We start from the raw sequence: 12,697 nt of genomic DNA, 5'->3' as shown, positions 1-12,697 counted from the left end.
GATCGTAGGGCGAGCCGGGCAGATCGCGCAGCGGGAGCTCAGGGCCGCAGCGGCTCGAGCGCCGCGTCGGCCTCCTTCAGCGCCGTCGACACCCGACGGGCCGCTGCCCGGGTCGCGGTGTCGGCGCGCTGCAGCGCGGGCCGGGCCTTGTCGAGCGCCTGCCGCAGGTCGCCGACGAGGACGGCGTAGGCCTGTCGCCCCTCCGCCTTGGTGCGGTACCACCCGGCGGTCGAGCGCTCGAGCCAGGTCGCCGAGATCCGGTCGAGGCGGGAGTAGGTCGCCCACGCGCCGTTGCCGGTCTTCCGCAGCGCGTCGACGGCCGCGACCTCGGCGGCTCCGGTGGTGCCGACGGCCGCGAGCAGGCCGCGCTGCGCCTGGTCGAGCGACTGCGCCGTCGTCGCGCCGGTCTCGAGCGCGACGAGCGCGTCGCGGTAGGCCTGCAGACGGGCCGGCAGCGAGGCGAGCGCCTTCGTCGTGGCGGGAGTGGCCTTCGCTGCGCGCTCGCGGGCGGCCTTCGTCGCGGCCGGCTCCCCCGCCGCCGCAGCCTCGTCGACGTCGTCGAGGGCGGTCGCGCCGTCGGCGATCGCCTGGGTCGCGTCGAGGACCTCCCCGCGCGCTGCGCTGACCGCGGTGATGGCCGCGCCGAGCTGGGCGATGCCCGGGTCGACCACCGGCTCCTCGGCGCCGCCGCACCCGGCCAGCGTGAGGACCAGGAGTACGCCGACAACCGCCCGTCGCACCCGCGTCCCGTGCCCCCCGGCCGCGCGGCTCAGTCGTCGTCCCTGGTCGCACCGGTCTGCGTGCTGGGTGTGGCGCCGAGCAGCACGTCGGCCCACCCCGGCACGCTCGCCCGGGCGCCGGCCGCCCGCCGGGCCACGGCGGGGGTGGTCTCGATCGGGTCGTCGGTGACGATGCGCAGCACCCGACGCGGCTCGGCCGGCGGGGGTGCGGCCTGCGCGGCGGCCTGGGCGGGCGGCTTGCGGCGCACCCGGGCCTTGGGCAGCGCGACCGGTGCTGGGGCCGCAGCCTTCCTCGGCGGCTTCGGCGCAGCCTTCTTCGCCGCAGCCGCCTTCGGGGCCGCCTTCGTCACGGCCACCTTCGTCGGGGCCGCCTTCGGAGCGGCCTTGGGGGTCGCCTTCGTGGCGGCCACCGTCGCCGCCACCTTCTTCGGGGCCTTCTTCGGGGCAGCCTTCGGCGCGGCCTTCGGGAGCGCCCGCGTCGGAGCCGCCTTCGGCGTACCCGCTCTCGTGGTGCCCTTCGCCCCCTTCGTGGCCGGGGCCTTCTTCGCGGGTGCGGCGGCCGGCTTGTGCGCGGGCAGCACCGCGCGGTCGCTGTGGCCCATCGCCGCGGAGGCGCTGTCGACTCCGGTGACGATGCGGGTGGCGGGGTCGTAGGTCCACCGGGCGGTGCGGGCACGCGCGCGGGCGACGAAGCGCAGCGCGACCTCCCAGGTGGCGTCGTCGAGGCGGCGCGCGCTCCACTCGACGCTGTCCTCGACGAGCGCGGCGGTCTCGGCCAGCTGGTGGTCGACGACGTCGCCGAGCGGCAGCGCGGAGGCGCCCTTGCGCCCGCGGACCATGAAGGCGGCGCGGGTCTGCTCGATGACGCGCTGGCGCTCGGAGATGACCGGGCCCTCGAAGCGCTCGACGCGGGCGACCGGGACCCCGGCCGACTCGGCGATCTGCTCGGGGGTCTCGCCGGCCCGCAGCCGGGCCTGGATGTCCTTCGGGGTGAGGTCGACCTCGGGCGCGGTGGGCTCACCGGGTCGGCGCAGCTCGCCGCGGACCGCGGCGGTCAGCGGCCCGTCGAGCCGGACCCGATAAGCGCCCTTGGTGGCCGTCGCCGAGGTGGCGAGCACGACCGAGCGCCCGTCCTCGCTCAGCGCGACGACGTGCAGCTCCCGCACCCGGCACCCCTCTCCTCGGACCGCCCCGCCCCGGTGGGTCGGTGCGGCGCGCCATCCTCGCCGCTGGGCGCTGCAGTCACAAGCCGCGTGGCCTCACCGGCGCGTCGTCGGCAGGCGGCCGGCCCACGGATGCCGGCGTAGGGGGTGGCTGATCATGTCGCGACGACACGCCGACGTGTCACGCGAGTCGATCACCATCGAAGCCTGATGGTGATCATCTCGCGACCCCGTCAGGGGCGGGTCGCGCCCGCGTAGTCGTTGCGCTGGGCGCCGCGCAGCTTGACGACGTCGCCGGTCTGCGGGGCGCTGATCATCTTGCCGCCGCCGACGTAGATCGCGACGTGGTGGATCGGGCTGCCGAAGTAGAGCAGGTCTCCGGGCTGCCAGTCGTTGCGCGCCACCTTGCGGCCGCTGGCGAACTGCGCGCGGCTGTTGTGCGGCAGCGACACGCCTGCCTTGCCCCACACCCACATGGTCAGGCCGGAGCAGTCGAAGCGGTCCGGGCCGGCAGCGCCCCACTTGTAGGGCTTGCCGAGCTGGGCGTAGGCCTCGCGCACGGCGACCGCCGCGCGACCACTTGCCGGACCGTTGTAGGTCGCGCGCGGAGCCGCAGCGCGCTCGCGACTGGCGCGCGCTGCGGCGTAGCGCCGGCGCTCGTCAGCCCGCAGACCGCTGAGCAGGCCCTGCTGCTCGCGCAGCTTCTTCTCGATGTCGCTCTTGCGGGCATCGATCCGGCTCTGGATGTCGCGCTGCGCCTGCTCCTGTCGGTCGGCCGCGGCCTGCAGGTCAGCGAGTCGCTTGCGCACGACGGCGACGTCGGCCAGCTGGTCGGCCTGGCTGCGGGCGAGCACCTCGAGGCTGGACGCCCGGTCGAGGAAGACCTGCGGGTCGGTGGTGCCGATGAGCGAGACCGCCGCGTCGGTGCCACCGGAGCGGTAGGCACCGGCGAGCACTGCAGACAGGGTCGCGCGGGCCTGCTCGAGCTTGGCCTGCTCGCGGGCGACGCGCGCCTTCGCGGCGGCACCGGCCCGGGCCGCGGTCTGCAGGACGAGGCGGGCTTCGTTGTAGTCCTCGGCCAGCCGCTCGACCTCGGTGTTGAGGGCGTCGACGCGGCGCTCCACCTCGGCGAGCGAGGGGCGCGGCTCGGCGACGGCGCCCGACGGGGCGACCGCCACACCGGTCGCGACGGCCACGGCAAGACCTGCGGAGACGAGCAAGCGGCGCGTGCGGGAGCTGGGTACGCGGGGGGTCGCCATGACGGCGGCTCTCCTGTCCTTCCGTCGCCCGCCTACCGGGTGAGCTGTCGGGTTCGGGCTCGGAAGCTGCCCTACGACGCCGCACCCCCTGCACGCAGAGGCCCAAGCGCCGATTCACCCCGGGGGAACGGTTGGTTCCCCGGCTCCGCGACCAGGCAGGACCCGGACGCAGACTCGGCGGTGCCCGCGCGCCCGCGGCCCGGATGGGTCGCCGTCACGTGCGGACCGGACGACTCTACCGAGATCGGACTGTGACCGTCGAGTGAGGGAGCCGTGTCGGTGTCAGACGGCGTGCTGGGTGGACCCGTCTCCCGGGCCTGCGCCGTCGCGCAGCCGGGGCAGGCCGAGCCGGACGAGCTGCAGCCGCGGCACGAGCCCGCTGTCGGCGAGGGCGGCGAGGGCGGCCTGCTCGGCGAGATCGACCTCGCGCACGTGCGCGGACGAGCCCGGCGCGTCGAGGAGCACGCTCATGACGCAGTCACCGCAGCGCAGGTCGCGCACCGCGCAGGTGTCGCAGTCGATCAGCATGGTGGGGCCTCTCGGGGGTTGGGCGGTCCGGCGGGGCAGTCCAACGTGCCGGCCCGGCCGACGCTAGGCGGGCCCTCCGACAGGATCAGCGCTCGAGGAGCCTCAGCAGGGCCCGCGCGGCCATGGGACGGGCACCTGCCCGGCGTACGCCGTCGGCGACCTCCTTGTCGCTGGACACCACGACGAGCGGGCGGCCCGCGGGCTCGTGGCGCACCAGCCGGCGCAGGACCTCGTCGGCGGTCTCGCCCTGCCGGCTGAACAGCAGCCGGACCCCGCGCGGTGAGGCGGGCGCGAGCGGCGCGGCCCGGTCGGTGCCGTCGAAGACCAGGGTCGTCTCGGCGCCGGTGCGGGCGGCGAGGGCACCGAGGCCGGCCAGCAGCCGGGCCCGCTGGACGTCGAGCGCGAGCTCGCCGTAGCCGGTCTTGGTGACGTTGTAGCCGTCGACGAGCAGGTGCGTGCCGGGGGCCTGCAGCAGCGCGTCGAGCAGCAGCGGGTCGTCGTCGGAGCGCCCCTGGGCGGAGACCGACGCGGCCACCAAGGCGTAGTCGGCCTCGAGGGCGTCGGCGGGCCGGCCCTCGAGCGGCGCGAGGGCGAGCTCGCGACGCAGCCCGGTCGCGGAGCCGACCAGGGTGTCGAGCAGGACCCGCAGCCGCAGCTCGTCGGCGTTGCGCCCCTCGCGGGCGGCCTGCTTGGCGGCAGCGAGCGCGTCCTCGGCCTCGGTGAGCCGGGTGCGCAGCCGGCGGACCTCCGCCTCGGCCTCGACGAGCCGGGCCGACTCCGACGTGCCCGCCGCGGCGACCGCCTCCTCGGCGGCGACCCGGGCCCGGTCGGCGGTCGCGGCCCGCTCCCCCAGCTCGCGGACCTTGCGGCGCAGCGCGGCCGCGTCGGCCTTGAGGCTCGTCACCTCCGCCGTGGCCCGCTCGGCCTCGGATCGCGCGGCTGCCCTGACCGCCTCGAGCTGCTCGGTGAGCCGGGTGACGGCATCGACGTGCACGGAGGCGTCCTCGACCGCGGCGGTGCGGGCGAGCTCCTCGACGGCCCGCGCGACGTGGGCCTCCCAGCCGGCGGGGCGCAGCAGGTAGGCCAGCGCCGCGACGTCGACGGGGTCCGCGGCCGGCAGCGGCGCGCCGTCGGCGAGCGCGACGGCCAGCCCCGGGAACGCCTCGCCGACCCCCTCGGACACCCGCTGACGGAAGACCGGGTCGGTGGCGAGGGCCGCGGCGAGCGGGGTCGCCGCGAGCCGGGCCCGCTTGGTCGGCGTGAAGGAGCGGAAGGCCCGCAGGGACGCAGGCACCTGCTCGACGGGCAGCGCCGCGAGCCGGTCGGCGGCGACGGCCACGACCCGCTCCCGCACCGCGGGAGGCAGGACCGGGTCTGTCATGCGGTCACGCTAGACCGCGCTGGCTGCGCCCTGCTCGCTTCCGGAGTCGCTGCCGGGACGCGGCACGACCTCGACCTGGTCGACCGCCTTGCACCAGCGGCAGGTGACGTGCTCGACGACCTCGCTGACGACCTCGCGCTCCTCCACGACCGGCTCGCCGGCGAGGTCGACGTGGACGTAGTCCACCGCCCGGGTCGCCCGGGTCACGTCGAAGCGGGTGAGGTTGCCGCACAGCGTGCAGCGCCAGCGCGTGGTGGCACCGGGGACGACGACGGGCACGGCGGCCTTCCGATCGCAGGGAGCGTCAGCCTAGCCAGTCGTGCAGGCAAGGACGGCAGCGTCGTACGCCGTGCGCAACTCCTGCCCGAGGGCGGGCTCGTAGGTGTTGCCGTCCGCCCGGACCCGCACCAGGCCGATGGCGACGACGAGCCGGTCGAGCGCGGCCTTGGCCGTGGCGTCGGCGGTCTCCGCGAGGGGCGCCAACCGGTCCTGGGTCTCGCGCAGCGAGTCCTTGACGGCGGGGTCGACCTTCCCGTCGCCGCCGTCACCGAGCCGCACGGTGTCGCGACCGACCGCGAGGACGTCCTCGGCGGCGAGGCTGCAGGTGCCGGCGACGAAGGCGGACGACGGCGGCTGGGAGATCGTCGGAGTGGGCGTCGCGACCGGCGTCTTCTCGACCGCCTGGCAGGCGGTGAGGGCAGTGCCGGCGAGCAGCGCGACGACGAGCAGGGGGGTGCGCACGGGGTCTCCCTCGAGGTCTGGCCAGGTGTCCGGTCATGCCGCCGGGACGGCCCCTCCACGAGAGGGACCGCCCCGGACGGTAGTGCGGTGCTGGCTAGCGGACGGTGATCGTCGTCGGCTCGCCGCGGTTGATCTGGCCGACGCTGCCGCGCTTGGGGAACACGCGCCAGACGAGGGTCAGCTTCTGGCCCGAGGTCCACGGGATGACGCGGGCCGGGCCGGCGGTGCCGGCGGCGTTGAGCGAGGACTGGCCGAGGCCGGTCAGGCTGCCGTTGCCGTTCACGCGGTAGAGGACCGCGAAGCCGCCCGGGGCTGCCGGGCTGATGCCGGTGACCTGTGCGGTGACCTTGCCACCGGCGCTGGTGAAGCTCTGCGTGAAGCTCACCGGCGAGGCGCCCTGACGCAGGTCGGAGCCCGTGTGCGGGTCGCCGATGTAGGGGAAGACGCCGAGGTACGAGACGTCGTTCTTCGAGACCGCGTCACCGAGACCGGAGACGGCCTTCTTCACGGCCGGGTCCTGGTCCGGCACGAGCAGACCCTCGAGGACCTGCAACGCGATGTCGACGACGTCGTCACCGAGGCGACGGCCGTTGGGGAAGCCCGCGTTGTCACCGGCGACGACGCCGAGGCGGTTGCCCTGGCCGCTGTTGCTGGTGGTCGGCGGGATCGACATGTTGAGACGGAGGTACTCCGCCGGTGCCGGGCTCGCGTTGTTCTTGTTGATCTTGGTGGCGTTGAGGCCGTCGATGCCCGTGAGGAACGCGGCGACGAGGTCGGGGCGGTCGGCGCCCTTGGGCGTCTTGTTGGGGTTCGGGATCTTGTAGAGCAGCTCGATCAGCTGCGGGACCTCGGGGTCCTGCACCTTGCCGAGGAACTGCGCGTCCTTGTCCGGCGTGGACCGGTTGAAGTAGTCCTTGAGGTTGGCCGGGACGACGGCCTCGTTGACGAGCGGGTTGCCCAGGCGCGAGACCTGCTGGAAGGCGCCCGTGTCGTCGGTCGCGTCGGTCGCGTCGGTCGCGCTCGTGGTCGGCGCGGCGTTGGTGGCCTTGAAGGTGCGGGTGGCCTTGCGGCTGGTGGTCGACCAGACACCGATGACCGGGTTGTCGGTGACGTTGCCGGCACCGGCCACGGCCACCTTCGGGACCTGCAGCGCGACCGTGTTGACGTTGTAGCCCGACAGCGTGTCGTAGCCGACCTCGGAGAGGTCACCGCCGTAGAGCAGGTCGAAGATGCGCAGGTCGAGGTAGAACGGGTCGTCGGCCTGGCCGACGTAGGACTTGCCCGCGGCACCGCCGGCGAGCGGCGTGACCGCCTCCTGGCGGAGCTCGACGTAGTCGGGCATGGACGCCACACCGACGTTGCTCGGGGCGACCTTGCCGTCGTTGACGATCGTGACGGGCGTGCCCGCGGTGCCGTTGGTGAACGGGATCGCCTGCAGGTCGTAGGTCTGGCGGTAGAGCAGGTTCGGGTCGTCGAGGTCGGTGACCGGACCGTCGTTGAGCAGGAACGTGCCGTCGACCTTGCCGCGCTCCTGGGCGCCGCGCTTGTCGACGTCGGCGAACGTCCAGCGGTAGACGATGTCGGCCTTCGCGTCACCGTTGTTGTCGACGTTGATGTCGTAGGCCGCGTCGGTGTCCCACGGGAAGAAGTTGGGGCCGCCGCCGGGCTCGGAGAACGGCGCCCAGTTGGCGACGAAGGTCACCGAGCTGGCGTCGTCGGGGCTGACGAAGGCGTAGGTGTCGGTGTTGTCGACCGCGGGGTCGCCGAGGATGTACGGCGCCTCGCGGTGGCTCGAGGCCGAGCTGGTGCCCGGGCCGAGCAGTGCGCAACCGCCGGCGACGGTCGCGCCAGCGGTGAGGACCGCCAGAGCGCGTCGTCGCGCCGGTGTCCTGAGAGTGCGTGCCATGGGTCTCCTTGTGTTGGACGTCCTTCCCACGCCGTTCGCGCGAGAGCGACCAGCGGATGGGACCCTTGCTGTGTCCTGACGGCCACAGTCCGATTGCGGCTGGCACGCGAACGCTGTCCGACACCACCCACCCCCGCGACTCGGAGGACACCCGCGTGCATCGCCTCGCCCGTCGCGCCACCGTCGGCGTCGCGATCGTCGGGCTCGCCGCGGCGCTGCTCGTGGTCGGCGCGGTCGCCGGTGGGGGCACCCCCGAGCCGGCCCCGCCCACGGCCCCGACGGTCACCGAGGCAGCCGACCCGCTCGACGCGGCGATCACCGACCTCACCGCGACCGTCACTCGGATCCCGAAGAACTTCCGGGCCTGGCACGAGCTCGGCTCGGCCTACGTCCAGAAGGCCCGCCTCACCGCCGACCCGTCCTACTACGGCCGCGCCGAGACCGCCTTCGCCCGCTCGCTCGCGATCCGGCCCACCCCCGACGCGCTCACCGGCCAGGCGACCCTCGCGGCCGCGCGCCACGACTTCGCCGACGCGCTGCGGCTCGCCGACGCGGCCCTGCGCGACAACGACTTCTCGGCGACCACCTACGGCGTGAAGACCGACGCGCTCGTGGAGCTCGGGAGGTACGCCGAGGCGGCCCGCGCGGTCGACCGGATGGTGCAGCTGCGACCCGGCACCGACGCCTACGCCCGGCTCTCCTACGTCCTCGAGCTGCGCGGCGACGTCGCGCAGGCCAAGGCGGCGATGGAGCAGGCCCGCGAGGACGCCGTCGCACCGGCCGACCAGGCGTTCGCGTCTCAGTACCTCGGCGAGCTCGCCTGGGCCTCCGGTGACCTGACAGCCGCGAAGGCCGCCTACGACCGCGCGCTCGCCGCCGACCCGTCGTACCTCCCGTCGTTGGCGGGACGCGCGAAGGTGCTCGCGGCGCAGGGCGACCCGACGGCCGCGCTCGCCGACTACCGCGAGGTCGTGTCGCGGCTCCCCGCCCCGCAGTACGTCACCGAGCTCGGCGAGCTGCTCGAGGCGACCGGGCAGACCCCGGCGGCGCAGCAGCAGTACTCCGTCGTGCGGGCCACCCAGCAGCTGTTCGCCGCGGCCGGCGCCGACGTCGACACCGAGCTGGCCGTCTTCGAGGCCGACCACGGCACGCCTGCCGCCGCCGTCGCCTCGGCCGCCGCGGCCTACCGCTCGCGGCCCCATGCGGTCTACGTCCAGGACGCCTACGCCTGGGCGCTGCACGCCGCCGGCCGCTCCCGCGAGGCGCTGCCGATCGCGAAGCAGGCGGTGCGGACCGGCTTTCGCAACCCGTCCTTCCAGTGGCACCTCGGGGCCATCGCGGCCGCCGCCGGCGACACCACCCTGGCCCGCACCGCGCTGACCCGCGCGCTCGAGCTCAACCCGGCCTTCAGCCCGCTGCACGCCCCGCGCGCGAAGGCGCTGCTCGCCTCGCTGCCGTCCTCGTGAGGCGCCTCGTCGCAGTGGGCCTGCTGACGGGGGCGCTGCTGCTCCCGACCGCGGCGTGGGCGCACCCGCTCGGCAACTTCACGACCAACACCGCCGACCGCCTGGTCGTCGACGGCTCCGGCGTCGCGGTCACCCACGTCGTCGACCTCGCCGAGATCCCGACCGTGCAGCTGCGCGAGACCGCCGACACCGACGGGTCGGCGTCGCTGTCGGACCCCGAGATCACGGCGTACGCCGGGACCCTGTGCGCCCAGGTCCTCCCCCAGCTGGAGCTCGTGGTCGACGGCTCCCCCGCGCCGCTGCGGCTGGAGTCCTCGTCAGGCCGCTCCCTGCCCGGTCAGGCCGGCCTCACGACGACCCGGCTCGAGTGCGCGCTGCGCACCGACACCCGCCCGGCGCGATCACTCGCCTTCACCGACTCCTCCGCCGCCGACCGCACCGGGTGGAAGGAGGTCACCGCCGACACGCTGTGCGGGGAGGTGGTCGCCTCCGACGTACCTCTCGAGTCCCCGTCGCAGCTGCTCCTCGCCTATCCCGAGGAGTCACTGCAGTCGCCGCCGGACGTCCGCACCGCCGCCGTCTCCCTCGCGAGTGGTCCCTGCCGGACCGGGGCCGCGGGAGACACCGCGCCCGACGTCGCCGCGCCGCGCGGGGTCGACCGGCTGACCGCGGAGTTCACCGCGTTCGTCGGCCGCGACGACCTCGGGCTGCTCACCGGGCTGGGGGCGCTCGCGCTGTCGGTGCTGTTCGGATGCCTGCACGCGCTTGCCCCCGGCCACGGCAAGACCGTCATGGCGGCCTACCTCGTCGGCACCCGCGGCACCCGCCGGCAGGCCCTGCTGCTCGGCGCCTTCGTCACCGTCAGCCACACCGCGTCGGTGCTGCTGCTCGGCCTGCTCATCAACCTCGGCACCCTGGTCGCCCCCGAGCGCGTCGTGCCCGCCACCGAGGTGCTGTCCGGCGTGCTGCTCGTCGCCATCGGTGCGTGGCTGCTCACCGGGGCGCTGCGCCGTCTGCGCGGCACCCCCGACCACGACCACCCCGCCGCGGTCCCCGCCGCGGGACGTGGCGATCACGCGCGCTCAGCCCCCCACGGTGATCGCCACATCGCCCACGACCACCCCCACGGTGATCGCGACCACCCCCACGACCACCCCCACGAGCCCGTCGCCTCAGCCTCCGCGGGAAGTGGCGATCATGCGCGCTCAGCCCCCCACGGTGATCACCACATCCCGCACGACCACGAGCCCGTCGCCCCCGCCTCACCAGGACGTGGCGATCATGAGCGCTCGGACCCCGACAGTGATCACCACATCCCGCAGGAGCCTGCGACCGGACCCGTGCTCGTGCACAGCCACGGCGGCCGAGCCCACAGCCACGCCCCGCCCCCCGACCGTCCCCTCACGTGGCGGTCCCTGGCCACCATGGGCGTCGCGAGCGGCATCGTCCCGAGCCCGTCGGTGCTCGTGGTCCTGCTCGGGGCGACCGCGCTCGGCCGCGCGCCCTTCGGCGTACTGCTCGTCCTGGGCTACGGCATCGGGATGGCGGCCACCCTCGTGGCCGCCGGCCTGCTGCTGCTGCGCGCGCAGGGCGTCGCCGAGCGCCGCGGTTGGCGACTCGCCCGCACCCGCCGGCTCGGTCGGCTGCTCCCGGCCCTCACCGCCGGCGTCGTCGTCCTGCTCGGCCTCGCGCTCGCCGTGCGCGGTCTCGGCACTGCCCGCGACGTCTTCTGACCTGACCGGCGGGCCGACCGCTCGGCCACGGAAATGAACCGCGCGGGCCGCCCGGACGGATGCATGACACAAGCAGTCGGGCGATTCGTCCGATTCATACGTGAGGAGCACCATGTCCCGTCTCCGATCGACCCCGCGCCGCGCCGGGTCCCTGATGCTCGCGTCCGGTCTGGCGATGACCGGCAGCGCGCTGGTCCTGGCTCCCGGCACCTCCAGCGCCTCCAGCCACCGCGAGGCCCCCCTGACCTCCGCAAACCCGCTCGTCGACAACACCGACACCTACGCCTTCGTCAGCCCCGACGCCCCCGACACCACGACGCTCATCGCCAACTGGACGGGCTTTCAGGACCCGTCCGGCGGCCCGAACTTCTACCCGTGGGGCGCGGAGGGCTACCGCTACGACATCAAGGTCGACAACGACGGCGACGCACTGCCGGACCTCACCTACCGGTGGACGTTCACCAACGTCGACAAGCGCGGTGGCGAGACGTTTCTCTACGCCAACGGCCCGGTGAACTCCTTCGACGACGCGACGCTGCTGTTCAAGCAGACCTACACGCTCGAGGTCCTCGACGGCGACGGCATGGCGAAGACGCTGGTCGACACCGGCAAGGTGGCCCCGAGCAACGTCGGCGAGGCGACGATGCCCAACTACGCGTCCCTGCGCGACGAGGCCATCGAGTCCGTGGACGGCGGCGGCAGGAGCTATGTCGGCCAGGCCGACGACCCGTTCTTCCTCGACCTGCGCGTCTTCGACCTGCTCTACGGCGCCGACCTGTCCGAGGCCGGCAACGACACGCTGACCGGCTACAACGTCAACACGGTCGCGCTGCAGGTCCCGACCGCGTCCCTCACCGAGGGCGGCGACGGCAGCGGCATCGTCGGCGTCTGGAGCACGACCGAGCAGCAGACGCTGACCCTCACTCCGGGCAAGGCGACCCCGAGCGGCGACTTCGTCCAGGTCTCGCGCCTCGGCAGCCCGCTCGTCAACGAGGTCGTCCTCCCGGCCAACCTCAAGGACGCCTTCAACTCCCTCACGCCCGACAAGGACGGCTCCGTCATGGAGGCCGTCGCGCGCGTGAGCGACCCCGAGGTCCCCAAACTCCTCGAGGCCATCTACAAGGTGCCGGCCCCCGCCGCCCCTCGCGACGACCTCGTCGCCGCCTTCCTCACCGGCATCAAGGGCCTCAACCAGCCGCCGAAGGTGACGCCGTCGGAGCAGCTGCGCCTCAACACCACGATCGCGCCGGCAGCCACCGCCAACCGCCTCGGCGTCCTCGCCAAGGACACCGCGGGCTTCCCCAACGGCCGCCGCCTCACCGACGACGTCGTCGACATCGAGCTGCAGGCGCTCGTCGGCGCGGTCCGTACCGGCACGATCGTGGAGGCGCTCGCGGCCGGTGACGGCGTCAACGAGAACGACCTCGCCTTCGGCAGCGCGTTCCCCTACGTCGCGCTCCCGCACTCCGGCTCGAGCACCCAGGCGCGCGGCAGCTCCGCCGGCACCACCTCCGGCAACAGCACGGGCAACAGCGCAGGTGGGACGGCGACCGCTCCTCAGGGCGGCGTCTCGACCGGCTTCGGTGGCAGCGCCGACGGCGGGCTCCCGGTCCTGCCGGTGACCCTCGCGGTCCTCGGTGCGGCCCTCGCCGGCTCGGGCCTGCTCCTGCGCCGCCGCACCAGCGTCACGGTCTGATCCCCATGGCGACCGGCGCAGGACGAGGACTCGACCCCTCTCGTCCTGCGCCGGCTCGCCGGTGGCGCACCCCCGCGCTGCAGG

11 protein-coding genes and 1 riboswitch are annotated in these 12,697 nt (G+C 74.5%); of the genes, 3 read left to right on the top strand and 8 right to left on the bottom strand.

Annotated features, from left to right (window positions below):
* Positions 1–38: 38 nt before the first annotated feature.
* The 8 genes from Q8R60_14415 to Q8R60_14380 form a co-directional block, all read right to left on the bottom strand.
* A complete protein-coding gene (locus Q8R60_14415; GenBank protein ID MDP3713665.1) occupies positions 39–740 on the bottom strand; it encodes a hypothetical protein in 702 nt (233 codons plus the stop codon).
* 29 nt (positions 741–769) lie between these two features.
* Positions 770–1,906, bottom strand: a complete 1,137-nt coding sequence (sepH, locus tag Q8R60_14410) for a septation protein SepH (protein MDP3713664.1) — start codon at positions 1,904–1,906, stop codon at positions 770–772.
* Positions 1,907–2,136: 230 nt separating this feature from the next.
* Complete coding sequence (locus tag Q8R60_14405; GenBank protein MDP3713663.1) at positions 2,137–3,099, bottom strand: NlpC/P60 family protein; 963 nt, start codon at positions 3,097–3,099, stop codon at positions 2,137–2,139.
* 76 nt (positions 3,100–3,175) lie between these two features.
* Positions 3,176–3,330: riboswitch (cyclic di-AMP (ydaO/yuaA leader) on the bottom strand.
* 114 nt (positions 3,331–3,444) lie between these two features.
* A complete protein-coding gene (locus Q8R60_14400) occupies positions 3,445–3,690 on the bottom strand; it encodes a hypothetical protein (protein ID MDP3713662.1) in 246 nt (81 codons plus the stop codon).
* Positions 3,691–3,775: 85 nt separating this feature from the next.
* The gene (locus Q8R60_14395) at positions 3,776–5,071 is read right to left on the bottom strand and encodes an NYN domain-containing protein (GenBank protein ID MDP3713661.1); all 1,296 of its coding nucleotides are present in this window, start codon (positions 5,069–5,071) and stop codon (positions 3,776–3,778) included.
* 9 nt (positions 5,072–5,080) lie between these two features.
* On the bottom strand, positions 5,081–5,350 hold the full coding sequence (locus tag Q8R60_14390; protein MDP3713660.1) for a hypothetical protein: 270 nt from the start codon (positions 5,348–5,350) through the stop codon (positions 5,081–5,083).
* A gap of 30 nt (positions 5,351–5,380) precedes the next feature.
* Entirely contained in the window at positions 5,381–5,812 is a 432-nt protein-coding gene (locus tag Q8R60_14385) for a hypothetical protein (GenBank protein ID MDP3713659.1), read from the bottom strand.
* A 94-nt stretch (positions 5,813–5,906) separates the two neighbouring features.
* Positions 5,907–7,718: a DUF4331 domain-containing protein gene (locus Q8R60_14380; GenBank protein ID MDP3713658.1), complete on the bottom strand. Its 1,812-nt coding sequence runs from the start codon at positions 7,716–7,718 to the stop codon at positions 5,907–5,909.
* 155 nt (positions 7,719–7,873) lie between these two features.
* Between Q8R60_14380 and Q8R60_14375 the strand changes: the two genes are divergently transcribed.
* The 3 genes from Q8R60_14375 (at position 7,874) to Q8R60_14365 (ending at position 12,613) form a co-directional block, all read left to right on the top strand.
* Entirely contained in the window at positions 7,874–9,184 is a 1,311-nt protein-coding gene (locus Q8R60_14375; protein ID MDP3713657.1) for a tetratricopeptide repeat protein, read from the top strand.
* Complete coding sequence (locus Q8R60_14370; protein ID MDP3713656.1) at positions 9,181–10,917, top strand: hypothetical protein; 1,737 nt, start codon at positions 9,181–9,183, stop codon at positions 10,915–10,917. The genes Q8R60_14375 and Q8R60_14370 overlap by 4 nt, the downstream gene beginning before the upstream one ends.
* A 112-nt stretch (positions 10,918–11,029) precedes the next feature.
* A complete protein-coding gene (locus Q8R60_14365; protein MDP3713655.1) occupies positions 11,030–12,613 on the top strand; it encodes a DUF4331 domain-containing protein in 1,584 nt (527 codons plus the stop codon).
* Positions 12,614–12,697 lie beyond the last annotated feature (84 nt).

It is taken from the genome of Mycobacteriales bacterium, assembly GCA_030697205.1.
Lineage (GTDB): Bacteria > Actinomycetota > Actinomycetes > Mycobacteriales > SCTD01 > JAUYQP01.
The sequence above is the reverse complement of the archived record's forward strand: the minus strand, read 5'-3'. Positions and strand labels throughout refer to the sequence as shown.

Bases quoted from the DNA above. Each gene is read 5' to 3' on its own strand.
- Q8R60_14365 (MDP3713655.1), top strand. From the start codon at position 11,030: ATGTCCCGTCTCCGATCGACCCCGCGCCGCGCCGGGTCCCTGATGCTC.
- Q8R60_14400 (MDP3713662.1), bottom strand. From the start codon at position 3,690: ATGCTGATCGACTGCGACACCTGCGCGGTGCGCGACCTGCGCTGCGGT.
- Q8R60_14380 (MDP3713658.1), bottom strand. From the start codon at position 7,718: ATGGCACGCACTCTCAGGACACCGGCGCGACGACGCGCTCTGGCGGTC.
- Q8R60_14395 (MDP3713661.1), bottom strand. From the start codon at position 5,071: ATGACAGACCCGGTCCTGCCTCCCGCGGTGCGGGAGCGGGTCGTGGCC.